General features: G+C 63.1%; 23 protein-coding genes and 1 other RNA gene. 6 read left to right on the top strand and 18 right to left on the bottom strand.

Annotation, left to right across the window (positions count from 1 at the left end; all coding sequences use genetic code 11):
- Positions 1 to 2: 2 nt before the first annotated feature.
- The 15 genes from ftsW to AC27VQ_RS14235 form a co-directional block, all read right to left on the bottom strand.
- Positions 3 to 1157: a putative lipid II flippase FtsW gene (gene ftsW / locus AC27VQ_RS14305; RefSeq protein WP_313525906.1), complete on the bottom strand. Its 1155-nt coding sequence runs from the start codon at positions 1155 to 1157 to the stop codon at positions 3 to 5.
- Positions 1158 to 1226: 69 nt separating this feature from the next.
- Entirely contained in the window at positions 1227 to 2624 is a 1398-nt protein-coding gene (gene murD, locus AC27VQ_RS14300; RefSeq protein WP_488716785.1) for a UDP-N-acetylmuramoyl-L-alanine--D-glutamate ligase, read from the bottom strand.
- An 8-nt stretch (positions 2625 to 2632) separates the two neighbouring features.
- Positions 2633 to 3733 (bottom strand): phospho-N-acetylmuramoyl-pentapeptide-transferase, encoded by a 1101-nt coding sequence (gene mraY / locus AC27VQ_RS14295; protein WP_488716784.1) that lies wholly within the window; start codon positions 3731 to 3733, stop codon positions 2633 to 2635.
- 118 nt (positions 3734 to 3851) lie between these two features.
- The gene (locus AC27VQ_RS14290; RefSeq protein ID WP_488716783.1) at positions 3852 to 5285 is read right to left on the bottom strand and encodes a UDP-N-acetylmuramoylalanyl-D-glutamyl-2,6-diaminopimelate--D-alanyl-D-alanine ligase; all 1434 of its coding nucleotides are present in this window, start codon (positions 5283 to 5285) and stop codon (positions 3852 to 3854) included.
- Positions 5282 to 6733, bottom strand: a complete 1452-nt coding sequence (locus AC27VQ_RS14285; protein ID WP_488716782.1) for a UDP-N-acetylmuramoyl-L-alanyl-D-glutamate--2,6-diaminopimelate ligase — start codon at positions 6731 to 6733, stop codon at positions 5282 to 5284. Before AC27VQ_RS14285 ends, AC27VQ_RS14290 begins: the two co-directional genes overlap by 4 nt.
- A 64-nt stretch (positions 6734 to 6797) precedes the next feature.
- Positions 6798 to 8540, bottom strand: coding sequence for a peptidoglycan D,D-transpeptidase FtsI family protein (locus tag AC27VQ_RS14280; RefSeq protein WP_488716781.1), 1743 nt, complete (start codon positions 8538 to 8540; stop codon positions 6798 to 6800).
- Positions 8540 to 8947: a cell division protein FtsL gene (gene ftsL / locus AC27VQ_RS14275; RefSeq protein ID WP_488716780.1), complete on the bottom strand. Its 408-nt coding sequence runs from the start codon at positions 8945 to 8947 to the stop codon at positions 8540 to 8542. Before ftsL ends, AC27VQ_RS14280 begins: the two co-directional genes overlap by 1 nt.
- A 3-nt stretch (positions 8948 to 8950) precedes the next feature.
- Complete coding sequence (gene rsmH, locus AC27VQ_RS14270) at positions 8951 to 9976, bottom strand: 16S rRNA (cytosine(1402)-N(4))-methyltransferase RsmH (RefSeq protein WP_488716779.1); 1026 nt, start codon at positions 9974 to 9976, stop codon at positions 8951 to 8953.
- Between the two features lie 14 nt (positions 9977 to 9990).
- Positions 9991 to 10431: a division/cell wall cluster transcriptional repressor MraZ gene (mraZ, locus tag AC27VQ_RS14265; RefSeq protein ID WP_298100622.1), complete on the bottom strand. Its 441-nt coding sequence runs from the start codon at positions 10429 to 10431 to the stop codon at positions 9991 to 9993.
- 420 nt (positions 10432 to 10851) lie between these two features.
- Positions 10852 to 11247, bottom strand: an RNA gene (rnpB, locus tag AC27VQ_RS14260) — RNase P RNA component class A.
- 41 nt (positions 11248 to 11288) lie between these two features.
- Positions 11289 to 12470, bottom strand: a complete 1182-nt coding sequence (locus tag AC27VQ_RS14255) for an NAD(P)/FAD-dependent oxidoreductase (RefSeq protein ID WP_488716778.1) — start codon at positions 12468 to 12470, stop codon at positions 11289 to 11291.
- A gap of 68 nt (positions 12471 to 12538) precedes the next feature.
- Entirely contained in the window at positions 12539 to 13033 is a 495-nt protein-coding gene (locus tag AC27VQ_RS14250) for a lytic transglycosylase domain-containing protein (RefSeq protein WP_488716883.1), read from the bottom strand.
- Between the two features lie 429 nt (positions 13034 to 13462).
- Positions 13463 to 14224, bottom strand: a complete 762-nt coding sequence (locus AC27VQ_RS14245; RefSeq protein WP_488716777.1) for an N-acetylmuramoyl-L-alanine amidase — start codon at positions 14222 to 14224, stop codon at positions 13463 to 13465.
- A complete protein-coding gene (locus tag AC27VQ_RS14240) occupies positions 14221 to 14961 on the bottom strand; it encodes a DnaJ family molecular chaperone (RefSeq protein WP_313525872.1) in 741 nt (246 codons plus the stop codon). Before AC27VQ_RS14240 ends, AC27VQ_RS14245 begins: the two co-directional genes overlap by 4 nt.
- 141 nt (positions 14962 to 15102) lie before the next feature.
- A complete protein-coding gene (locus AC27VQ_RS14235; protein WP_488716776.1) occupies positions 15103 to 15669 on the bottom strand; it encodes a hypothetical protein in 567 nt (188 codons plus the stop codon).
- A 220-nt stretch (positions 15670 to 15889) separates the two neighbouring features.
- On the opposite strand from AC27VQ_RS14235, the gene AC27VQ_RS14230 reads away from it, so the two are divergent.
- From AC27VQ_RS14230 to AC27VQ_RS14220, 3 genes are all read left to right on the top strand, one after another.
- Positions 15890 to 17104, top strand: a complete 1215-nt coding sequence (locus AC27VQ_RS14230) for a pyrophosphate--fructose-6-phosphate 1-phosphotransferase (RefSeq protein WP_488716775.1) — start codon at positions 15890 to 15892, stop codon at positions 17102 to 17104.
- A 67-nt stretch (positions 17105 to 17171) separates the two neighbouring features.
- Entirely contained in the window at positions 17172 to 17801 is a 630-nt protein-coding gene (locus tag AC27VQ_RS14225; protein WP_488716774.1) for a LysE family translocator, read from the top strand.
- Positions 17802 to 17932: 131 nt separating this feature from the next.
- Positions 17933 to 18868 (top strand): transglycosylase SLT domain-containing protein, encoded by a 936-nt coding sequence (locus tag AC27VQ_RS14220; RefSeq protein WP_488716773.1) that lies wholly within the window; start codon positions 17933 to 17935, stop codon positions 18866 to 18868.
- A 22-nt stretch (positions 18869 to 18890) separates the two neighbouring features.
- On the opposite strand, the gene AC27VQ_RS14215 is transcribed toward AC27VQ_RS14220, so the two are convergent.
- The gene (locus AC27VQ_RS14215) at positions 18891 to 19478 is read right to left on the bottom strand and encodes a GNAT family N-acetyltransferase (protein ID WP_488716772.1); all 588 of its coding nucleotides are present in this window, start codon (positions 19476 to 19478) and stop codon (positions 18891 to 18893) included.
- 81 nt (positions 19479 to 19559) lie between these two features.
- Between AC27VQ_RS14215 and AC27VQ_RS14210 the strand changes: the two genes are divergently transcribed.
- Positions 19560 to 19961: a ketosteroid isomerase-related protein gene (locus tag AC27VQ_RS14210; protein ID WP_488716771.1), complete on the top strand. Its 402-nt coding sequence runs from the start codon at positions 19560 to 19562 to the stop codon at positions 19959 to 19961.
- Here the strand turns inward: AC27VQ_RS14210 and AC27VQ_RS14205 are convergent.
- On the bottom strand, positions 19946 to 21349 hold the full coding sequence (locus AC27VQ_RS14205; RefSeq protein WP_488716770.1) for a serine hydrolase domain-containing protein: 1404 nt from the start codon (positions 21347 to 21349) through the stop codon (positions 19946 to 19948). The two genes, AC27VQ_RS14210 and AC27VQ_RS14205, sit on opposite strands and share 16 nt — an antisense overlap.
- Positions 21350 to 21414: 65 nt before the next feature.
- Positions 21415 to 22959: a putative bifunctional diguanylate cyclase/phosphodiesterase gene (locus AC27VQ_RS14200; protein ID WP_488716769.1), complete on the bottom strand. Its 1545-nt coding sequence runs from the start codon at positions 22957 to 22959 to the stop codon at positions 21415 to 21417.
- A gap of 249 nt (positions 22960 to 23208) precedes the next feature.
- On the opposite strand from AC27VQ_RS14200, the gene AC27VQ_RS14195 reads away from it, so the two are divergent.
- Both AC27VQ_RS14195 and AC27VQ_RS14190 read left to right on the top strand, forming a co-directional pair.
- Positions 23209 to 23877, top strand: a complete 669-nt coding sequence (locus tag AC27VQ_RS14195) for an outer membrane protein (RefSeq protein ID WP_313525847.1) — start codon at positions 23209 to 23211, stop codon at positions 23875 to 23877.
- Positions 23878 to 24040: 163 nt separating this feature from the next.
- Complete coding sequence (locus AC27VQ_RS14190) at positions 24041 to 24820, top strand: glycoside hydrolase family 25 protein (RefSeq protein ID WP_488716768.1); 780 nt, start codon at positions 24041 to 24043, stop codon at positions 24818 to 24820.
- Positions 24821 to 24927 lie beyond the last annotated feature (107 nt).

Raw genomic sequence — 24927 nt, 5'->3', positions numbered from 1 at the left:
CCTTATTCAGCGGGCGCCATGATGCCGCCGCGAAAGAGGCTGCGCTCGGAGGCGCGCTTCTCGGGACGGTGGCGGGTCAGCGCCAGGATGAAGCCGGCTGTCACGCAGATCGCGATCATCGACGAGCCGCCATAGGAGATGAGCGGCAGCGTCATGCCCTTGGCCGGCAGCAGTTCGAGGTTCACGCCGATATTGATCATCGACTGGATGCCCATCTGCAGCACGAGGCCGGCGACGGCGAAGCGCGTGAAGTCGTTGCGTTCCTTGAAGGCATGGTTGAGGCCGCGCATCACCACGAAGGCGAAGATCAGCACGATGACCATGCAGAAGATGATGCCGAACTCTTCCGCCGCCACGGAGAAGATGAAGTCGGTGTGGCTGTCCGGGATGATGCGCTTGACGGTGCCCTCGCCCGGCCCCTGGCCGAACCAGTTGCCGCGGATGATGGCCTCGCGCGCCGTATCCATCTGGAACGTGTCGCCTTCGCCAGTCATGAACTTGTCGATACGACCCGCCACGTGCGGCAGGAATGTATAGGCGGTCAAAAGACCACCGACGGCCGCTCCGCCGAGCACGATGATCCACAGCCAGGGCATGCCGGCCATGAAGAACATGCCGCCCCAGACGGCGGCCGTCAGGATAGTCTGGCCAAGGTCGGGCTGGGCGACGAGCAGGGCTGCGACGATGCCGAACAGGATGATGGCGAAGAGGTTGCCGGGGATTTCCGGCTGGCGGGCATGTTCGGAAAACAGCCAGGCGCAGATGATGACGAAGGCCGGCTTCATGAATTCCGACGGCTGGATGGAAAGGCTGCCGATGGAGATCCAGCGCCGCGAACCCTTCACCTCGACGCCGAAGAACAGCGCCAGCACCATGGCGCCCAGCGACACGATCAGCAGGATCATCGCCGCCCGGCGCACCTGGCGCGGCGACATGAAGGAGATGCCGAACATGATGGCGATGGCGGGCACGAGGAACATCGCGTGGCGCCGCACGAAGTGGAAGCTGTCGAGGCCGATGCGCTCGGCAACCGCCGGGCTTGCCGCGAAGGACAACATGAAACCGAGGCCCATCAAAAGAATGAAGGCCGCGAGGAAGTACCGGTCTATCGTCCAGAACCAGTCCGCCAATGCACCACGTTCGGCACGACTAACCATGTCTCTTTCCCCTGTTTCAAATCAATTCCGGATCGAGCCGCCGCACGCGCCTGCCAGAATTGCATGATGTCAAACGGCCACCAGCATGGACACGCCCGGCACGCCGGAAACGTGTTTCACGAAGGCATCGCCCCGCACTTCAAAATTCTTGTACTGGTCGAAGCTTGCGCAAGCCGGGGAGAGCAGAACGGCAACGGGGCCGCCACCATCCTTCTCCGCATCCGCCGCCGCGTCCGCCACGGCCTTCTCCAGCGTTCCCGACATTTCATGGGCAACGGCGCCGCCGAGCGTCTCGGCAAAGGCCGGCGCCGCTTCGCCGATCAGATAGGCCTTGGCGATCTTCGGGAAGAAGCTGCCGAGAGAAGAGATGCCCCCCTCCTTCGGCACGCCACCGGCAATCCAGTAGATGCGCTCGAAGCTCGACAGCGCGGGCGCTGCCGCATCCGCATTGGTCGCCTTGGAATCGTTGACGAAGAGCGTCTCGCCCCGGCGTCCGACCGGCTGCATGCGATGCTTCAGGCCGGGGAAGGACGCTAGGCCCGCCCGGATCTCGTTTTCGCTGACGCCGACGGCGAGGCAAGCAGCAACCGCCGCCGCTGCGTTCTGCGCATTGTGGTTGCCGCGCAGCGTCTGGATTGGCGAGAGATCGGCGATCTCGCGCGTCGCACCGCCCTGCGCCAGGATCAGCCGGGAACCTTCGGCATAGATGCCATCGGCCAGTGCAGTGCGCTTGGATATGCGCACGACCTTGGTGCCGGCGCGCTCGATGCGGTCAGCGATGATCTCGCAATAGGTGTCGTCAACACCGACAATCGCCGTCTTGCTCCGGGCGACCAGCCGCTCCTTGACATCGGCATACAGCTGCATCGAGCCGTGCCGGTCGAGATGATCGGGCGTCAGGTTGAGCAGGATGCCGGCCGAGGGATTCAGCGTCGGCGCGAGGTCGATCTGATAGGATGAGCATTCGACGACATAGAAGCGGCCGGCCTTGGGCGGATCGAGCGTCAGCACGGCCGTGCCGATATTGCCGCCGAGCTGCGTGTCGCGCCCGCTTGCCTTCAGAATATGGGCGATGAGGGCCGTCGTGGTCGATTTGCCGTTCGTGCCGGTGATCGCGATGAACGGGCAATCGGGCGCATGCGCCCGGCGCTCGCGTGCGAAAAGCTCGACATCGCCGATGATCTCGACACCGGCGACCTTCGCAAGCTCGGCGCTCCAGTGCGGCTTCGGATGGGTCAGCGGCACGCCGGGCGACAGCACCAGCGCGTCGATGGCTTTCCAGTCGAGCGTCCGCAGATCGCCGGTCTTCACGCCGGCAGTGGAGGCGTTCTCGACGCTCGCAGCACTGTCATCCCAGGCGGTGACATCGGCGCCGCCGGCAGCGAGCGCCAGCGCGGTCGCCAGACCCGAGCCGCCGAGCCCGAAGAGCGCGACCGACTTTCCCTTCAATGTGGTGACGGGGATCATCGGAGGCCTTACCGCAGCTTGAGCGTGGAGAGGCCGACCAGCGCCAGGATGACGGCGATGATCCAGAAGCGGATGACGACCTGGCTTTCCGTCCAGCCCTTCTTTTCGAAGTGATGGTGGATCGGCGCCATCAGGAAGACGCGCTTGCCGGTGAGCTTGAACGAGCCGACCTGGATGATGACCGAGAGCGTCTCCATGACGAACAGGCCGCCGATGATCGCCATGACGATCTCGTGCTTGGTGGCGACGGCGACGGTGCCGATCAGGCCGCCCAGCGCCAGCGAACCGGTATCGCCCATGAAGATGGCGGCCGGCGGCGCGTTGAACCACAGGAAGCCGAGACCCGCACCGATGACGGCGCCGAGCACGACGGCAAGCTCACCCGTGCCGGGCACGAAATGGATCTGCAGGTAATTCGCGAAGACGGCGTTGCCGGCGAGATAGGCGATGACGCCGAAGGAAGCGGCCGAGATCATCACCGGAACCGTGGCGAGACCGTCGAGGCCGTCCGTCAGGTTCACCGCGTTGCCGGCCGCGACGATAACGAAGCCACCGAAGATCACGAAGAAGAAACCGAGATTGACCAGCAGGTCCTTGGCGAAGGGGAAGGCGATGGACGAGCCGAAGGTCGAGCCGGCCGGGCCGGTGGCGAGCGACGCGCGCATCATGAAATAGGTCGCAGCACCCGCGATCAGGAACTCCAGACCAAGGCGCGCCTTACCCGAAAAGCCCTTGTCGGACTGTTTGGTGACCTTCAGGTAGTCGTCGTAGAAGCCGATGGCGCCGAAGCCGAGGGTGACGAGCAGCGTGGCGACCACATAGACATTGGAGAGATCGGCCCAGAGCAGCGCGCTGCCGACGATGCCGGCAAGGATCATCAGGCCGCCCATCGTGGGCGTACCAGCCTTCTTGAAATGCGTCTGGGGACCATCGGCACGGATCGGCTGGCCCTTGCCCTGGCGGACACGCAGCGATGCGATGATCATCGGCCCGAAAAGGAAGACGATCGTAGCGGAGGTGAACAGCGCAGCGCCGGTCCGGAAGGTAATGTAACGAAACAGGTTGAACACCTGGATGGTGTCAGCCAGCTCCACGAGCCAAAGCAGCATTGTCACCCTTTCCCCAAAAGGTTCTCCAAAACATCCGCAGCGTGACGGGCCGGCGGACAGAGAAGCAAATCACATAAAGAAGAAGGTCCGGCAGACATCTGTCCAGCCGAACCCCTCCTCAACTCTCGCGCTCCCCTTCGGAGAACGCCGGATATTTGTCAAGCAGGGCCGCCACGATGCGGCTGAAACCCGTGCCCTTGGACGATTTTACGACCAGAACATCGCCGGCACGCACGGCCTCCAGCGCGTATTTGGCAAGTTCGTCGGCCGTATCGCGGTATTCGCGGCCAACGCCTTCCGGCAAAGCATCGCGCAGCGAGGCCATATCGGGGCCGCCCAGCCAGACATCCACGATGCCGGCCTCGACAAGCGGCTCGGCAAGACCGGCATGGACGTCGGGCGAATGCTCGCCCATTTCCAGCATGTCGCCGAGCACGGCAATGCGGCGCCCGCCGGCTTGCGGCTCGGCATCGCGCAGAAGCGCAATTGCCGCCCGCATCGAGGCCGGATTGGCATTGTAGCTTTCGTCGATCAGCGTGAACCAGCCGCCGTCCTTGGCAAGCCGATAGCGCCGGCCACGGCCCTTTTCGGCCTGCATGGTGGCAAGGCCGCCCATCGCCTTCTCGATATCCGCGCCCGCCAGATACACGGCGCTGAGCACGGCGACGGCGTTTTCGGCAATATGCCGGCCGGGCGCGCCCATCGGCACCTCCAGCGTCTGGCCGCCGATGGCGGCGCGCAGCAGGCTGCCCTCGCCGCTCGGCAGGAAATCGAGCAGACGGAAGTCCGACTTGGCATCGGCGCCGAAGGAATGGATATGCGCGACGCCGGCCGCCTTGGCCGCCTTTTCGAGAAAACCGAACTGTTCGTTGTCGCGGTTGAGGATGGCATGGCCACCCGGCACGACGCCTTCGAAAATCTCGGCCTTGGCGGCGGCGATCTCTTCGAGGTCGCGGAAATTGCCGAGATGGGCCGGCGCGATCGTGGTGATCATCGCTATATGCGGGCGCACCATCGCGACCAGCGGACGGATTTCGTTGGCATGGTTCATACCCACTTCGAAAATGCCGTAATCGGTGGTCTCGGGCATGCGCGCCAGCGTCAGCGGCACGCCCCAATGGTTGTTGAAGGAGGCGACGGAGGCATGCACGCTGCCCGACGGCGAAAGCGCCTGGCGCAGCATCTCCTTGCTCGTCGTCTTGCCGACCGAGCCGGTGACGGCGATGATGCGGGCGGCGGTGCGGTCGCGTGCCGCGCAGCCGAGATCGACCAGCGCCTGCAGTACGTCCTGCACCACGATCATCGGCGTGACGAGACGGCCGAGCGCCGGCAGCTTGCCTTCGCTGACGACGAGCAGCGACGCACCATTGGCAACGGCGAAGCTCGCAAAGTCATGCCCATCGACGCGGTCGCCCTTGATGGCGAAGAAGGCCTCGCCGGCGCCGATCGCGCGGCTGTCGATGGAAATGCCCGTAATGCCCTGCGGCACGTTGCCGATGGGCCGGCCATGCATGGCGGCGATGAGATCAGCGCTGGTCCAGAGCCATTTCACAGGTCGAGTTCCTCCAGCGCCTTGCGCAGTTCGGCATGATCGGAGAACGGCAGCGTCACCGCACCCACGGTCTGCCCCTCCTCATGCCCCTTGCCGGCGACGATCAGCGTATCGCCCGACTGCAGCATCTTGACCGCACTGCGGATCGCCTCCGCACGGTCGCCGATCTCGGTCGCGCCTGGTGCGGCCACCATGATCTCGGAGCGGATGACGGCAGGAACTTCCGATCGCGGATTGTCGTCGGTGACGATCACCACGTCGGCCAGGCGCGTGGCGATCTCGCCCATGATCGGGCGCTTGCCCTTGTCGCGATCGCCGCCGCAGCCGAAAACCACGATGACGCGGCCCGTCGTGAAGGGGCGTACTGAGGTCAGCACGTTTTCCAGCGCATCCGGCTTGTGGGCATAATCGACATAGGTGAGCGCGCCGTTCTTTGCGTGACCGACCAGTTCAAGGCGGCCGGGCGCGCCGATAAGCTTTTCGAGCGCCGCCATGGCCGTCGCAGCCGGCACGCCCGTCGACATGGCGAGACCCGCCGCGACAAGCGCATTCGCCACCTGGAAATCACCGGCAAGCGGAATATGCACCTCAAAAATATCGTCGCCGACATGGATTTCGGCGGTCTGCTTGTGGCGGAAATGCTCGACGCGCTTCAGCGCGAGATAATCGCCCTTGCGGCCGACCGTGCGCACATCGAGACCGGCCTTGCGCGCCGCGTCGATGGCCTGGCCCGACCACTCGTCATCGGCATAGATGACGGCAGGCGCACCCTTGGCGAGCAGCGTATCGAACAGCCGCATCTTGGAGGCCATATAGTGCTCGACCGTCGGATGATAATCCATGTGATCGCGGCCGAGATTGGTGAAGGCGGCGGCGGCGAGCTTCACGCCATCGAGGCGTGACTGGTCGAGGCCGTGGCTGGAGGCTTCCATCGCCGCATGGGTGACGCCGGCATCGGCGAGTTCGGCAAGCAGCGCATGCAGCGACACCGGATCGGGCGTCGTCAGCGAACCGTAATCGTTGCGGCCGGGCGCCACAACGCCGGTCGTACCGATCATCGCGGCCGGATGGCCGGCATAGGCCCAGATCTGGCGCGTGAAGGACGCGACGGAGGTCTTTCCCGCGGTGCCAGTGACGGCAACCATGGTTTCCGGCTGACGGCCGTAGAATTTCGCGGCGGCAAGCGCCAGAAAGCGGCGCGGTTCTGCGACGGCGATGACGGGAACGGCGGCCTCTGCCTTCACACCATCGGCCACCGCGACGGCGGCAGCACCCCGCGAGATGGCATCGGCAATGAAGGCGCTGCCGTCCGCCTTGGTGCCCGTCAGCGCAACGAAGAGATCGCCCGGCTTTACCTTCCGGCTGTCGCTCGTGATACCGCTTATAGTCGCGGCGGCTGCGGCGCCCAGGTCGTTGGTTTCGGGTCCGGCGAGGTCACTGATCTTCATTATCCGCTCTATTGCTGTCTGTGGGTGCCGTCTCCGTTTCGAATCGGCATCCCCTCTTCTCCGCTCAATAAGACACAAGCGTGGCAGAACCGTCCTCACCAAATTTCGGCTTTACACCGAGAAGGGCGGCGGAGCGGCGGATGATCTCGCCCACCATGGGGGCTGCGTTGCTGCCGGCGGTGCGGCCACCGGCCTCGCCGGTCTGCGGCGCGTCGATGAAGGTCAGCACCACATATTTCGGGTCGTCGATCGGGAAACCGGACAGGAAGGCGTTGAAGTTCTGCGTGTTGGAATAGCGGCCGCCGACGACCTTGTTGGCCGTACCGGTCTTGCCGCCGACATTGAAGCCGGGAACGAGCGAGCGGCGGCCGGAACCGTCATTGGCGTTGAGCTTGAAGAGATAACGCATGTTCTCGACGGTCTGCGGGTGGATGACCACCTTGGCGATCTCGTCGGCCTCCTCCTGTGTGCGCGGCAGGAAGGTGGGGTTGAACAGCTTGCCGCCATTGATCAGCGCCGCACCCGCGACGGCCGTCTGCAGCGGCGTCGTGGAAACGCCGTGGCCGAAAGAGATGGTGATCGAGTTGATCTTCTTCCATTCGCGCGGCTGAGTCGGAGTTTTGACTTCCGGCAGCTCGGTCTCCATCTTGGTGAGCAGACCGAGACGCGTCAAAAATTCCTTGTGGCCGGCGATGCCGACGACGTCGGCTTCCTTGGCCGTGCCGATGTTCGACGAATACTGGAAGATTTCCGGCACGGTGAGGATACGGTGCTTGCCGTGGAAATCCTTGATGGTGAAGCCGCCGATGCGGATCGGCGCGCGGGCGTCGAAACTGTCGGTGATCTTCACCTTGCCCGAATCGAGCGCCATGGCGGTGGTGAAGCTCTTGAAGGTGGAGCCCATTTCGAACGTGCCGTTCGACATGCGGTTCATCCAGCCTTCCTTGGCGCCTGCCGCCGGATTGTTCGGATCGTAATCGGGATAGGAGGCCATGGCGAGCACTTCGCCCGTGCGCACGTCGAGCACGACAGCACCGGCGGCGATCGCCTTGTATTTCTCCATGCCTTCCTTGACGACTTCGCGCACGATGGCCTGCACGCGGATGTCGATGGAAAGACGCACGGGCTCCAGCTTGGCATCGCTCGTCATGCCGATGGCGGCAAGATCGGCGAGACCCTGGCTGTCGATATAGCGCTCCATGCCGGCAATGCCGCGGTTGTCGATATTGACGTGGCCGAGGATGTGCGACGCCGTTGCGCCGCCCGGATAGAAGCGGCGCTTTTCCGGCCGGAAGCCGACGCCGGGAATGCCGAGTGCGAGGATCTTGCTCTGCTGCTTGGGTGTCAGCTGGCGCTTCAGCCACTGGAAGCGCGATTTCGAGGTGAGCTTGCGATAAATGCCGCGACGGTCGAGATCCGGCAGCACGGTCGCCAGCATTTCGACGGCTTCGTCCGCGTCGACGATCTTGTGCGGCTCGGCATAGAGCGAGACGGTGCGGATGTCGGTGGCGAGGATTTCACCGTTGCGGTCGACGATATCGGGACGCGACGCCATCAGGTGGTCTGCCGGACCGATGGCGGACACGGTTTCAGACGAGGCCATGCCATACTGCACGAGGCGGCCGCCGATGACGGCATAGGCCATGCCGAAGCAGCAGATCATGACGGCAACGCGGCTGCGGGCCTGCGAGCCTGAACGCTTGCGCGTGCCCTCGAAGGCGGGGCCACCGGCGCCGGTATTGTTGTTGCCGCCGGCGCTGAAATGCGCCTTGCTCTTGACGACCATGATGCGGGAGAGAAACGACATCAGCGTGCCACCGATCCGGTTTGGATTGCGTCCGTGCTCTTCTTCTTGGTGTTCTTCTTGCCGTCGGCGACCTTATCGTCCGCCTTGGCGTCCTTGGCCGGCTCCAGCGCCGGCAGTTCGGCCATCGGCATCGGCAGTTCGTTCGGCTGCGCGAGCTGGGTCGATTCGGTCGGCACGAGCTTCAGGTCGCCCGCGAAGGTCGTCACGAGGCGATTGAGGCGGTTCGGTTGGGTCAAGAGCGCCCAGTCGGCCTTGAGGAGGTCGATCGTGTCCTCCTCCAGCTTGATCTCGGCGTCGAGCTTGCGCACCTCTTCCTGCTTGTTCTCAGCCTGATGCTTGAGCGAATAGGTAACGGTGGCGGCTGCGGTCATGACGGCGATCAGCACGACATCAAGGGTACGGAACATCACTCAGCTTCCCATCTTCTCGATGCTGGCAAGGTTTGGCAGGTTGAAAATGGACAGATCATCCGTCCCGGCAGGGGCGCTGGTGCGCTCGCCTGCCCTCAGCTTCGCGGATCGGGCACGCGGATTGACCGCACTCTCCTCGTCGCTGGCCGCCACCATAGGGCGCCCGACTGGTGCGAAGGTTGCGGCTTTGTCGTGAACCTCGGGAAGATGCCGCGAACCGGCGGCCTTGCCGGAGCGGTCCTGGAAGAATTTCTTGACGATGCGGTCTTCCAGCGAGTGGAAGGAAACGATGACGAGACGCCCGCCCGGCTTCAGCGCCCGCTCGGCGGCAAACAGCGCCTCGGCAAGCTCGCCCAGCTCGTCATTGACGAAGACGCGCAGCGCCTGGAAGACGCGCGTCGCGGGATGGATCTTATCCTTGGCCTTGCGCGGCGTCGTCAGCTCGATGAGGTTGGCCAGCTGCCGCGTCGTCGTGAACGGCTCCTTTTCGCGCGCCTTCTCGATGGCGCGGGCGATGCGCCCCGCCTGCTTCTCTTCGCCGAGGAAGCCGAAGATGCGGATGAGGTCGGAAACCTTGGCGCGGTTCACCACGTCGGCGGCCGAAACGCCCGATGCAGACATACGCATGTCGAGCGGACCGTTCTTCTGGAAGGAGAAACCGCGCTCGGCCTCATCGATCTGCATGGAGGAGACGCCGATATCGAGCACGACGCCGTCGAGACCACCTGCCGGCGCGTGTTCGGCCAGTTCGGAAAAGCGCGAATGGATGAGGGTCAGCCGCCCACCGGACGCCTTGACCAGCTCCTGCCCGCCGGAAATGGCGTTGGGATCGCGGTCGAGACCGATGACATCGGCACCGGCGGCGAGGATGGCCGACGTATAGCCGCCCGCCCCGAAGGTGCCGTCGAGAATGACCTCACCAGGCTTGGGCTGAAGCGCCGCGATGACTTCGGAGAGAAGAACCGGAATGTGACGGACCGGTCCGCCATCGGCATCAGTAAAACCTCCGCCAAGATCCGCCGCCATTCCGATTCTCCGTCTTACCCCGAGCCCAGACCTCGCGTCCTGAACTCTTCCCGGGCCGCCGCCTGTGTGGCTTCGAATGTCTGCGGTGCCCAGAGCTGAAAATGATCCGCCCGACCGACAAAGGTCACGTCCGTCGTGATGCCCGTGAAATCCCGGATGAAATCCGTGACCGCCAGGCGCCCTTCCGAATCGAGCTTCATGAAGACCCCGCCCCCGTGGATCAGGAGCGACATCCGATTGGCTTTTGGCGAAAAAACATCCTCGCTGGCGATCTGGCGCTCGAAACGATCGAGCAGATCCAGCCCACCGACGCTGATCGCCGGAAACATGAAGTCCTGGAAGCAATACAGCTCCCGGATGTCGCGCTGCGCTAGCACGGAGCGAAACGCCGAAGGGACGGAAACCCTCCCCTTGGCATCGATCCTGTTCGTCGCATTCGACAGGAACCGGTTCATGACGCGATACAGCCGTTCCCCAAGCCGGGACGCTGTGCATCCACCCCGGCAAATCCAACACCACACTGCGCGCAGAAACCAGCGCTGATGCAACGCTTCCGCGTCGCACCGTCCCCAGCCGGTTAGCCTCAAAGCTTTGCGATGATCGGACGCTCATGCGTCCTCGTGCAGTGTGATTTTGGGATACCATGGGACCATATGGGCGTCAATGGGAAGAGACCTCATCTCCCGTGTTCAGACCGTCAAACGTTTATAAGCCGTTAAGTTTAACAAAAGGTTAGGAATGGCCTCGCAACGCCTTGTATTTGCAGACGCGCAGGCACCGCCTGCGTGCGTTTCAACGCACAGCAAGGCATGCGCGAAACACTGCGATTCCAGCGCGTTAGCGGGTCATGAAAAAATCATGCCGAGGAGAAGTTTTTTGCCAGTTGGCCTGTAAGCCGGGTTCTGTATGGCTCCGGTTTGCACCGGAACGTGGCAGCCATTCATCTGGGACCGGACTTGCGCCCGGCCTCTTGCAACCCACCCGGATGACCGGCCCGGAAACGGGCTGAAGCGCTTGCGCGCCTCGCGTCATCCCTATTCGGTTTTGCTCCCGGTGGGGTTTACCGTGCCGTCCATGTCGCCATGGCCGCGGTGGGCTCTTACCCCACCCTTTCACCCTTACCTTCCGAGGAAGGCGGTTTGCTTTCTGTGGCACTTTCCCTGGGGTCGCCCCCGCCGGACGTTATCCGGCACCGTGTTTCCGTGGAGCCCGGACTTTCCTCCCCCTGCGGCCTTTCGGCACTTGCAGAGCGCGGCTGCCCAGCCAACTGGCAGGCGCTGACTAGCCCATGGCGACGGGAAAGACCAGAGGCTCAGCGAAAATGAACGGCGAAATCGGTCGCATAGTCCGGTTCGTCCATGCGGCCGCGAATCACCAGATCGGCACCGATGCGGCCGATTTCGTCCGAACTCTTCGCTGCCATGCCGTTGCCGCCGGTCAGAAGGGCGATGCGGTCGCTATCCACGAAGCCGGCATAGGGATAACCATGCGTGGTGAAGGTGGTGATGCAGGGCGCGGAGATGAGGCGCACAGGCTTGAGATCGCGGATCGAGCGGGCGAGCAGCTGCCGGAGATGGGTGATAGCCCCTGGCATACCCTCCCCGCGAAACCAGTCGACGATCGCCGTCTCGTCGTCGATTGCGATATCGGTCGGGTCGCCGCCGATCTTGAGATAGGCGTATCCATCCGGGTAGACGATCGGCGGCAGGAAGTAGAAGTGTTCGGAGGGATCGGCGCTCTCGTCGATCCAGGAGGGCATGGCGCGATAGGCCTCGGCCTGTTCCGGCGAAAGCCGCGCCAGCACAACGGTGCGCGCCTTGACGATGAGGGACGGCACCTTGGGCAGCAGCCCCGGCGCCCGTGAAAACCCGCCAGTCGCCACCAGTACGCGATCGCCCGTCACGGCTTCGCTGGTTTTCAGCGCCATGGATGCCCGGCCACCGGCTTCCGTCACCGAGACAGCATCGTCGAGAATGGAGACGCCGCCCGCCTTCTCGAAGCAGGCGACCTGGGCTGCGACGAGCTTGCGCGGATCGACATAACCCGCCCCCTTCGCCTCGAACAGGCCCGCCGACGTCTCCGGCAGGTCGAACCAGGGGAATTGCGCTCGAAGCGCTGCGCGATCGAGCAATGGTGCATCGAGCTTGTGGTGTCTGGCGACCGTCTCCACGGCGGTGATGTAGTCGCCACCCGCCCGGCCGGTGATCAGGCACCCCGTCTCGCCGTAGAAGGGAATGCCGCTTTCGGCTTCAAGCTCGCGGTAGCGGGCGATGGAGCGCTTCGCCAGCAGCGCCCAGTCCGGGTCGCCATCGATGGTGCGGGTGATGCGACCGCTGTCATAGTGGCTGGAGAAGGCGCCGTCGTGGGCCTTCCAGTCCACTGGCTCTCCGCGACCGACTAGCGCCACGGAAGCGCCCGTCCGGGTCAGGTGGCGTGCCGCAGCCGCCCCCATCATGCCCCTGCCCACCACGACGAAATCGAAATGCCGAACCATGCTTCACCTCAAGCTTTCAAGGCATGGATAGCATGGCGCGATTTCGAATCCAGTCCGCAAAAAATCACTTAGTCGATGAAGCTCTGCACCTTGCCGCAATAGCGCTTGGAGACCGGGTTCATGCGCTTGGCACCGTGGCCGGCATTGTATTTGAGGATGGTGCCGCAGGTCGTGCCGCCGCCGAGATCATGCGCCATGGCAAGGTATTTCATGCCGAACTTGATGTTGGTCTCGGGGTCGTAGAGGCCCTTGGCGGTGCCTTGGTAGCCCATCATGCGGGCCGTCGCCGGCTTGATCTGCATGAGGCCGATTTCACCTGCGTTGCCGCGCGCCTTCGGGTTGAAATTGCTCTCGACGCGTACGACGGCATGGGCGAGATCGACCGGCACGCCATAGGTCTTCGCATAGGTCTGGATGAGGCTGGAATAGCTTGCCGACTGGACGGCCTCCGTCAGCGGGTTTTCCGCCTTCGGGAAGCCGGCGGTGCTGCTGAAGGTCTTCAGCTTGCCGACGACGACGCCGTCATTGTCGACGACGGTCTTGCGCTTGTTGCGCTTGCTCACGGTCTTGCGGGACTTGTGCTTGCCGGAAGCCTTGGCCTTGCTCGTCTGCACCGTCTTGGCTTTCACCGGGGTCTTTGCCACGGGCTGGACCGCAAGGCGGGGGCTCAGCGTTTGCATTCTATCGGAGGCTGCATGCGCCATGCCGGTGGAAAAAACGGACACACAAAAGCAGGCCGCGCTGAGGGCAGCAACAAGTCTTCTCATCTAGTTTCAGTCTCCAAAAGGCGCAAAGGCAGAGCCTTTGGGGGCCGGCCCTCAAGCCGCGCACCCTGCGCTAACGTCGTGATCCCTGTTGATTGCGATCAGGCCCTGACCGCATGTTGCGCTGCAACGAACGCAGCCGGAAAAGACATGCCCAATCGGGTGAGGATGTGGCGAAGCGGTAAACTTCTGTTACAAACCGTAATATTCGAATAAACGAATAGGCTGTTACGTCGTGATCCGCGGCAGTGCGGAAAGCAGCCGGTGCAGCGTGTCGATGGTCGAAAAATCGGCGATGCCATCGACCTTTTCCGGCCGGAAATGACGCTGGAAAGCGGCGACGTCGCCTTCGGTTTTTTCCGAGAAAACCCCATCGATTTCAGTGCCATAGCCGTAGAGCGACAGCATGGTCTGCAAGGCCTCGACCGGCTGGCCGGCATCCCCCCGCTGGAAGAAGCGCCCGCCCGCAATGGGAGACGGCTCCACCCAGTGCCCGACACCCGCCTTGTGCAGGCGGTCCCAAGGGAACTTTTCACCCGGATCGACCTTGCGAATGGGGGCCACATCGCTGTGCGCCAGCACCCGTTCGGGGGCAATTCCCCACCTTCGGCCACAATCGAGACACAGTTCGACGACCGCCTGGATCTGGATTTCGGGGAAATCCGGCAGGTCGGGATGGCCGGAATTGGCGATTTCGACGCCGATGGAAGCCGAATTGATATCGACCTCGCCCTTCCAGCTGCTCTTGCCGGCATGCCAGGCGCGATCGGCCTCGCGCACCAGTTGCTCGACGCGCCCGTCCTCATGCACGAAGTAATGACAGGAGACCTGGCTTTCCGGCGCACGGAGCCATTTCAGCGCAGCGTCCGCCGTCGGCATGCCGGTATAATGCAGGAGGATGATATCCGGCAGGCGCCCACCAGCGCGCTCGCCAAAATTCGGCGACGGCGCGCAGGTCGCACCGGAATAATCACATGTGAATGCGCTCATGCGGCGCAGCGTTCCTTCTCGATCGCCTCATAGGCGGCGTTGAGCGCGGCCATGCGGTCGTTCGCAATCTGATGGAACTCGGCCGGCACGCCACGCGCCACCAGCCTATCAGGATGATGTTCGGAGGCAAGCACGCGATACCGCTTGCGGATATCCGCAAAGTCGTCGCTCGGCTTCACGCCCAGCACCTTGTAGGGATCACGGCCGCTGACATGGACATGGCGCGCGGTGATCTGCTCGAAACGCTCGTCCACCATGCCGAAAATCTCGGCGACGCGGGACAGGAACGCCATTTCGTTCTCATGGATGAGACCGTCGGCCTTGGCGATGTGGAACAGGCCGTCGACGATATCCTCGAGGATCGGGCAGTTCTTCTCGCAGGAAACGCAAAGCGCCTTCATCTTCTCCGCATAGGCCTCGTAGCCGGCAACATCCTGGCGCGCGAGGTTATATAGCCGGGCGACATTGGCCGCCTGGTTATCAGGGTATTTGAAGATGTCCTTGAAGGCGTCGACCTCGGCCGTCGTCACGATACCGTCGGCCTTCGCCATCTTGGCGGAAAGCGCGATCATCGCGACGGAAAAGGCAACCTGCCGGCGCGTTTCGGGGTCGCCCTCGAAAAGCGTGCGCACGGCCTCGACCACGCCCGAAAGCACATTGCTGGCGGCATCGGACACCATGCCGACGAGGCGATCCCACACGGCACTGATGAAGCAACTTGGCGAATTCTGGAACATAAGGTGATTTTGATCAGACAATTGCAGGGAAAGCAAGGCATGCAAGGCCGGATTCCGCCCGCATGACGAAATTTTGATGTCCCTCAATAGATGGGCCGGCCGCTTTATCTGCTTTCGCCCCACCGTGCCCTGACCGATGGATCAGGAGCGCAAAAGCACCTTCATGGAATCCGTCGCCTTCGCGATCTTCTGATAATGCACGGACCGCCGGTCGCCATTCTCATAGGAGCGCATCAACTGCGTGACGGCCTCCTCGACGATCGCCTGGGCTTCCTTCATGACCGCACCGAGCGCGGCCTTCTTGACCGCCCGATACCGGCGCTTCGCTTTGAAATGCGGGTTCGCATTCGGCTTGGACTCGATGACCTCGGCCTCGGCATCCACATTACGCGCGACCAGGCTGCCCAGCTTGGACGCGGCGCGGGACAAAATAGCGCGCGCCTGGTCATACTCCCCACCTGGAATTCGCGACGCGACCTGCTTAAGCCCTTGCGACAGGCAGTCGATACGATAGGCCGGCGCGTAGTTGCGGCATTCCGACTTTACCAGCTGAATATTCTTGACGATGCTGTCGGTCGCGCCGTTGTTCACGCTCGCCAGCACGAGAAGATCGTCCAGCGGATCGGAAACCGTCAGGTCTCGTGGCACGCTCGGCATGGCGGCGAAGCCCACCTCCATGAACATTCCCGACGCCACCAGAAAAACCACGGGACATTTCGACGCGAATATTCCCATGGATTTTTGACCTGACATTTCTCCCCCACACGCCAAGCTTAAAAATGACCCCAGAATGAAACCCATAGTTACACTCACGCTCGCGAGGTTCAAGGGAACAAAGAGGTGGAAAACCTTGTCGCACCGTCATTTAAATGCCGTATGATTTCCGCTAGAGAGAGCGCGCGTTTTGAGGAATCCCTGAGGAGGAACTATGCCTAAGCAGAAAGTCGCAATGCTGACCGCCGGCGGGCTCGCGCCCTGTCTGTCTTCCGCTGTCGGGGGCCTCATCGAACGCTATAGCGATGTCGCGCCCGATATCGAGCTCGTCGCCTATCGCTCCGGCTACCAGGGTCTGCTGCTCGCCGACCGTATCGAGATCACCAAGGACATGCGCGAGAAGGCGCCTCTGCTGCACCGTTACGGCGGCTCGCCGATCGGCAACAGCCGCGTGAAGCTGACGAACGCCGCCGACTGCGTGAAGCGCGGCCTCGTCAAGGACGGCGAGAACCCGCTGCGCGTGGCGGCCGAACGGCTTGCCAAGGACGGCATCACCATTCTGCACACGATCGGCGGTGACGACACCAACACGACGGCCGCCGACCTTGCCGCCTATCTCGGCGCCAATGGTTATGACCTCACCGTCGTCGGCCTGCCGAAGACGGTCGACAACGACGTCGTGCCGATCCGCCAGTCGCTCGGCGCCTGGACGGCCGCCGAAGTCGGCGCCGGCTTCTTCGATCATGTCAGCAACGAGCAGAGTGCCGCCCCCAAGACGCTGGTCGTTCATGAAGTGATGGGCCGTCATTGCGGCTGGCTCACCGCCGCCACCGCGCGCGCCTACATCCAGAAGACCAACGGCAACGAATATGTCGACGGCTTCATGATGAACAAGCAGCTGAAGAACATCGACGGCCTCTACCTGCCGGAACTGGACTTCAACCTGGAAGCCGAGGCCGCGCGCCTCAAGGGCATCATGGACCGCGCCGGCTACGTCACACTCTTCGTTTCGGAAGGCGCCTGCCTCGACGCCATCGTCGCCGAGCGCGAAGCTGCCGGTGAGACAGTCAAGCGCGATGCCTTCGGCCATGTGAAGATCGACACGATCAATGTCGGCAACTGGTTCACCAAGCAGTTCGGCGCGCTGCTGGGCGCGGAACGCTCCATGGTGCAGAAATCCGGCTACTACGCCCGCTCCGCCCCCGCCAACCGCGACGACCTGCGCCTCATCCAGAGCATGACCGATCTTGCCGTCGAGAGCGCGCTCAACAAGGTTTCGGGCGTCACCGGCCATGACGAAGGCCAGGGCGGCAAACTGCGCACCATCGAGTTCCCACGCATCAAGGGCGGCAAGCACTTCGACACCTCGGCAAAATGGTTCGGCGAAGTGATGGACACGATCGGCCAAAAGTGGAAGCCGGCGGCTTAAACCCGCTTGACGCCGAAAATGAGTGATGGCTTGCTCCCCGGATCGACATCGATCCGGGGAGTTTTTCATGTCCTTCGAACATTGGCTTGCCTTCGCCGCCGCATCCGCCGTGATGCTTGCCATTCCCGGCCCGACGATCCTGCTCGTCATCTCCTACGCGCTCGGCCACGGCCGCAAGACGGCCGGCGCCACGGTTGCCGGCGTGGCGCTCGGCGATTTCACCGCCATGACCGCCTCCATGCTCGGCCTTGGCGCGCTGCTCGCCACCTCGGCGGCGATCTTCACCGTACTGAAATGGGTGGGTGCGGCCTATCTGATCTGGCTCGGCATCAAGCTTTGGCGCGCGCCCGTCTCTGCTGGAGCCGAAGGAGAGACGCCGGCGCAGGAAAAACCCTTCCGCATCTTCGCGCATGCCTATGTGGTGACGGCGCTGAACCCCAAGAGCATCGTGTTCTTCGTCGCCTTCCTACCGCAGTTCCTCGACCTCTCGCAGCCGGTCCTTCCGCAGATGGTGATCTTCGAAATAACCTTCCTCGTGCTCGCCACGCTGAACGCTTTTTCCTATGCGCTTCTCGCGTCGGCCGCGCGCAAAACCATCCGCAAACCCTCGGTACAGAAGGTCGTCAACCGCACCGGCGGCACGCTGTTGATCGGTGCCGGATTGCTCACCGCCGGGCTCAAGCGGGCGGCGGCGTGACGCATCCGTAACTCTGCGGGTTGCCGCTTTCAGCCTGATCGGCTATGAGCGGGAGACGGCCACGGCCGATTGATTTGCAAAAGCGAGGGCGTTCCGGCGCCCTACCCCCCAGCAAACCGAGAGCGACGACCATGGCTGATACCCCCGTTTCCCGTCCGGCACGCCTTGCCACGCTTGCCTGCGCAGGCCTTCTCGTAACGCTTGCCGGCTGCGCCAGCGTTGCCGACGATGCGACGACGGCCCGAACGGTGAAGCCCACGTCCACGACAACCACGGACCTCGCCGCCGCCGATGGCACGACGACCGAAGTGGCCTATGCCGCCCTGCCGGCCGCAAAGCCGGGCACGGAAAACACCACGGCCGCCCTGCCGACGCCGATCGTCGTCGCAGCGGGCGAGGCCGCCGGCGCAGTTCCCGTCTCGGCTCTTGCCGAATCCAGGGGCATGACGGGCGCTGCAGCAGCGACCGCCGCCCTTGCCGGCAATACGGTCGAGGTGGCGAGCGCCGATATGGCGGCCACACAGACCTATGACACCGTGATTGGCGTCTCGGTCATGGAACCGGGTTTCGACAGCGGCGAGCCCGAGGGCTTGGAGCAGCTTGTCGCCACCCACAAGATCGTGCCGATGGCCAAGCCGTCCATGATCAGCAACGCGGTTCTGACGACGGAAACGCGTCTAGTCGTTCCGCAGGCCGAGCAGCCCTTCAAGAAGTCCGGCACGCCGATCGACGCGCTCATCACAAAATACGCAAGCCTCTACGGCATTCCAGAATCGCTCCTGCATCGCGTCGTGAAGCGTGAAAGCACCTATAATCCGCGTGCCTTCAATCGCGGCCATTACGGCCTGATGCAGATCAAGTATTCGACCGCCAGAAGCATGGGCTATGAAGGCCCGGCCGAAGGCCTGTTCGATGCCGAGACGAACATCAAATATGCCGGCAAGTATCTGCGTGGCGCCTGGATGGTGGCTGACGACAAGAATGACGGCGCCGTGCGCCTCTACGCCGCTGGCTATTACTATCATGCCAAGCGCAAGGGCCTGCTTGACGAGACCGGCCTGCGTTAAGCCGGTTTTCGCCTGAACGCTTTTACCGCGCCGCCTTCAGCCAGAACGACATCGGCTTTTCCGTTTCGTCGGCCTCACCGATATCCTGCCACGCCAGCATCATGCGCAAGTCTGCGCGGTGCGCGTAGCCGCGCTTGTTCCAGAAATCATTCAGCGGCACATAGTCGGCCGGGCGGAGCGGGTGATTACTCGGGCGCTCGACGGCGCAGAATGCGCACCAGTCGAAACGCCCCAACTGGCGTGCATAAGCTTCGCGCTCCTCGAAGAAACGCACGCCGAGCCCCCTGCCCCGATAGGTCGACAGCAGCACGGATTCGCCGAAATAGAAAACCGTTTCCGGATCGATGCCCGCGGCCACGAACGGCGCCTTGAACACATCGGACGCATCCGTCATCGGCACGCCCGTCGAGGCTCCGACGATCGTCTCGCCATCCAGCGCCAGCACGAAGAGGCTTTCGGGCGATTGCGCATAGGTCGCGAGATAGGACACCTCGTAGTCCTCGCTGCCCTCGTAGAGATAGGGGAAGGCGCGGAAGACGGTGGTGCGCAGGCCCGCGAGATCGGCGATGTAAGGCGTCACGGCCTTACCCTGGACAATCTTGATCTGCATGATCCGTGAACGTTCCCAACGGTTTGAACAATGTTATAAGGCACAGGGGTTTACCCCGGTGACAACGATATGAGGGATGACATGCCAGCAAAAGAGACGATCCGCGCCTATTACGATGCTTTCAACAGGCAGGATATGGAGGCCTTTTTCGATCTCTTGCATGACGATGTCATCCACGACATCAATCAGGGTGGCCGCCAGGTCGGCAAGGAAGCCTTCCGCACCTTCATGGCCCATATGAACCGCAGCTATCGCGAGACGCTGACCGATATCGTCATCATGTCCAGCGAGGACGGCCGGCGGGGTGCTGCCGAATTCGTGGTCAACGGCCAGTATCTCGCAACCGACGAGGGCCTGCCGGAGGCGAACGGCCAAACCTATGTGCTGCCGGCCGGCGCTTTCTTCCAGATCCGCGACGGCAAAGTCGCCCGCATCTCGAACACCTACAATCTCAACGACTGGATCGCTCAGGTCGGCGCCTGAGCCGTCCCCGCCTTTGCATCCACGAGATCAAGGATGCGTTTGATCAAGGGCTGGGGCTCGTAACCGAGCTTGGAGGGCGTCAGTCCCAGCCTGATAACCGCGAGCTTCCTGGAGGGAATGATGGTGGCGGATTGCCCGTCATGCCCGCGCAACCAGAATGTATCGGCCGGTAGACCCTGCTCCGCATCGCTCTTGGCGCCTGGCCCCTTGAGCCAGGTCTGCATCTGGCTGTAGGTGCCGTCAGACGTCTTGTTCGGCGTGCCCATGGCCGCGACGAAACCTTCCGGCAGCAGGCGGCTGCCCTTCCAAACGCCATCGTTCAAAAGCAACAACGAGAACCGCGCCCAGTCGCGCCCCGTCGCATACATGTAGGACGAGCCGACGAAAATGCCGGTTTCATCCGGCTCCAGCACTGCACTTGCCATGCCGAGCGGTCCAAACAGCCCTTTCGACGGGAACGACAAGGCCTGGCTGCGCCCCGGAAGCGTGCTCATCCAGAGGCGCGACAGCAGGAGGGCCGTGCCGCTCGAATAATTGAACCGTTCACCGGGATTGGCTTCCAGCGGCAGCGACAGCACGAAGCGTGTCATGTCGGGCTCGAGATAGAGCATGCGCGTCACATCGGCGACGTCGCCGTAGTTCTCGTTGAAGGCAAGCCCGCTTTCCATGGCGAGCAGCTGGCCGAGCGTGATAGTGGCGCGCGCATCGCCGCGCCATTCCGGAAAGAGATTGTTGAGCTGCGGCGAGAGTGCTCCCGCCAGCATCAGCCGGCCCATCAGGGCGGCGTTGACCGACTTGGTCATCGACCAGCCGAGCAGCGGCGTCGTGGCGTTGAATCCGTCGCCATAGGCCTCCGCGACGATGCGGCCATCCTGTACGACGACGGTCGCGCGCATGCCGGGGCCGGTCAGGGCAGTGTCCGCCAGCAAGGCGGCAATCGCCGCATCCGGCGTCACGCCCTCGCCATCCGGCCAGGTGGTTGCCGGATCGCCCGCCGGGATCGTCGGCACCAGGATATCGGAAACCGCCTGCTGTGCCGCCCGGAAATCGCCGTCCGGCACGCTGGAGCAGCCGAAGCCCTCATGCCAGGCGGCATAACCGGGTGCAAAAATCCCCAGGAGATGGGTCGTCACGGTCTTTTCGGTGAAATCGACATCCTGCCGCATCAGTTTCAGCAGCGGATGGCCGGGCGCCTGCACGTCCTCGGCGAGCACCCGGTCCGGGTCGCGGCCGGAGACGAAGACGCTGGAGCAGACGATCTTGGCGGCATAGCCGGAGCCGACGCTCAGCAGCGCGGGCGGCGATACGATAAGCCAGCTCGCCGCCACCACGATAGTGAGGGCGAGAAGCGAAAGCACCCAAGCGGCCAGCCTGTAGAATCGTCTCATCGAGGCCCCTCCGTCGAACCCTGAGACAATCAGGATTTGGCTGTCATGAAAAGGCTTTTTGAGCCTCAAGCCGAAAGCCGGCTCTCCGGTTTTTGCAGAAGACGCCGCACATCCCCTGCCCCGACAGGCGCGGAAATCAGGAAACCCTGCGCCTCGGACGCACCGCGCTGGCGGATGAAATCGAGCTGGCTCTCGGACTCGATCCCCTCCACCGTCGTCGCGACCTGAAAGGTCTGTCCGAGCTTCAGGATGATATCGACAAGCTCCGCATCGCGCTTGCTCTCCATCATCGCCCGCGCGAAAGACCGGTCGATCTTCAGCTGGTCGATGGGAAAAGCCCTGAGATTGTTGATCGAGGAGAAGCCGACGCCGAAATCGTCGAGCGCGACGCGAACACCGATTGCACGAAGCTCGCACAGGCTTTCGCGAATGACGGTCTCGTCGACGGAAAACACCGACTCGGTCACCTCGATCGTTAGGCGCCCGGGCGCGAGGCCACTCTCGGCAAGGCACTGCTTTACGTAATCGACAAAGGCGCGATCCTTGAACTGGTCGCCCACGACATTGACGGCGACACCTGCCGGTGCCGGCCAGTTCGCCGCCTCGCGGCAGGCCTCCCTAACCACCCAGTTGCCGAGCGGCAGGATAAGCCCGGTCTTTTCCGCGACCGGAATGAAGACCGACGGCATGATCAGTCCCTTTTCGGGATGCCTCCAGCGCAGAAGTGCCTCGAAGGAGCGCACGGCGAGGCTCTCGACGCCGACGATGGGTTGGTATTCGAGGAAAAATGCGTGCGCCTCGATCGCCTTGGCGAGATCGTATTCGATTTCCGCCCGCGCCAGCACGTCGGCCGCCAGATCGGCATCGAAGAAGCGGAAGCCGCTGCCATGGGCCTCCTTCGCCTCGTAGAGCGCGACATCCGCACGCTTCAGCAGCTCGGACATGGAGACGTCACCGGCCTCCATGAAGGTCACGCCGATGCTGCAGCCGCTGGTGACGCGGTTGCGCTTCAGGTCGAACGGCTCCTCGAAAAGCGCACAGATCGTGCGGCAGACATTCTCGATCTTGCCCCCGGATGGATTGCCGGCGATCGTCACCACGAATTCGTCGCCGCCAAGCCGATAGACGCGCGCCGTGTTGGCAAGCGCGCGCCGCAGCCGCCCGGCAATCGCCGCCAGCAAGGCATCGCCCGCATCATGGCCGAGACTATCGTTGACGAACTTGAACCGGTCGAGATCGATGAGCAGCAGCGCTGGCCGCGCCTCCTCGTCCGCCTCCTCCACCGCGGCCTGGATGTCGCGTTCCAGGCAGAAACGGTTGGCAAGCCCGGTCAGCCGGTCGTGATAGGCATCGTGCGAGAGCCGTTCCTCCGTCTGGCGCCGCTGGGCAAGCTCGTCGATGAGCTGCGCCTTAGAGCGGCCGATCTGGTAGAAGCCGACACCGAAGAACACCGGCATGAGGGCGAGTGCCGTCGCGGTCGGGGCGGAAAAGCCGAAGAGGCTTGCTTGCTTTTCGTCACGCAAAAGTTGGTCGGCGGCAAGGCAGAGGGTGGGCAGGAAAGCTCCGAAGACGGACCCGGTCAGCGCATAGCGCAGCTCGATCCTCGGCAACAAGGTTTTCAACATCATGTAACCCTAAACCGTTGTTATCATGACAACAGGGTGCGTTGAGGCCGTCATCGGCCCTGCGATGTTTCTAGCCGACAAAGAATGACAGAGTGTTAAGCGAAGGTTGGCGTCCGCCTGCCAGATTCAGCGGGTCTCATTTTCTCCGGAACCCTCGACGTCCTTGTGCGTTGGGGCCGTGTTGTCATTCGCGTGCGGGGCTTCGCGCGAGTATCGAGTGAAAAGGACCATCACATGAAATCGATCATTTCGGGTGCCGCCGGCATCCTCGTCATTGCCGGCACGCTACCGGCTTTCGCGGCCGACATGACCATCGCCGAACCGCCCGTAGAGACGCCGATCGTCGAAACGGTGCCAGGCGTTTACGATTGGGGCGGCTTCTATGTCGGTGTGAACACCGGCTATGCCTGGACCGGCGTCAATTCCGACGGCCCGGCGCCGGCCATCGACCAGCGCACCGGCGGTTTCGCGCTCGGCGCCTTCGCCGGCTATAACTTCTTCAACGACGGCTGGGTCTATGGCGTTGAAGCCGACGTCAAACACGACTTCAACAACGATCGTTTCTCCTCGGGTGGCACCACCTACGAGGCGGAGACAAACTGGGGCGGCTCCGTGCGCGCGCGTCTCGGCTATGCCTTCGACCGCACGCTCATCTATGGCACGGGCGGCTGGGCATTCACCAATGCGGCGCTCGAAAACGTCACGACTGGCGTGAAGGAGAAGGATACCGCGCATGGCTGGACGGTCGGTGCCGGTGTCGAGCAGGCCTTCACCGACACCGTGGCAGGCCGTCTCGAATATCGCTACACCGATTATGGCAGCTCGGACATCTTCCAGGCTGCCGGCCGGGATGGCGATCTCGATTCGCACTCCATCATGCTCGGCGTCAGCATGAAGTTCTGATGCGGTGGATTGCGGGCGGCGCAAAAGCGCCGCCCGTTTAATCACCCGCTAACCATAATTTTACGGAAATCCGCGATAGGTCGACGACCTGTCTCGCGCGCTCCCCTTTACGGCCCGCTTCGTTCGAGGCAGGATCGGCAATCGCGCGAACCACGGGACCTCCATGCGTCGGCTCATTCTGGCTTTGCTGCCCCTCGCCCTCCTCGCCACGTCCTGTTCCACCACCGATTACGATTTCGCGTCGACGGCCTCGGTCGCTCCCCGTTTCGAGGACAAGGACCCGCAGGATTTCGGCACCCGCACGCCCTATCGCCATCAGGTGCACGGCATCGACGTCTCCAAATGGAACGGCGATATCGACTGGCCGACCGTGAAGAAAGGTGGCGTTTCCTTCGCCTTCCTGAAGGCGACCGAGGGCACGGACAGGCTCGACGACCGCTTCGGCGAATACTGGCGCGGCGCGCATGCTGCCGGTGTGGCGCACGCACCCTATCACTTCTATTATTTCTGCTCGACGGCGGATGCCCAGGCCGACTGGTTCATCGCCAATGTGCCGAAGGAGGCCGTGCAGCTTCCGCCGGTGCTGGACGCCGAATGGAATCCAGCCTCGCCGACCTGCAAGACCCGCCCGCCGGCGGACGAGGTGCGCACCGCCTTGCAGCGCTTCATGGACCGCCTCGAAAAGCATTATGGGAAGCGGCCGATCATCTACACGACGGTCGACTTCCACCGCGACAATCTCGTCGGCCATTTCGAGGGTTATCACTTCTGGCTGCGCTCGGTGGCCAACCACCCGGAGAACATCTACTCCGCGCGCAAATGGGCCTTCTGGCAATATACTTCGACGGGCGTCGTGCCGGGTGTGACGACAAACACCGATATCAACGTCTTTGCCGGTTCGGCCAAGAACTGGAACAAGTGGGTGGCTTCGGTCACCCACTAAGACCGGTACCGAGCGGAGGCACAATGTCGTGAAAAGGGTGGCTGCGCGCTGCGGTTGCCTTTTTCTTCTTGCTTCCGTCACATTCATTTGAGACAGCCGGACATCAG

The sequence above is a fragment of the Shinella sp. 20P9.1.1 genome (genome assembly GCF_057798995.1).
The sequence above is the reverse complement of the archived record's forward strand: the minus strand, read 5'-3'. Positions and strand labels throughout refer to the sequence as shown.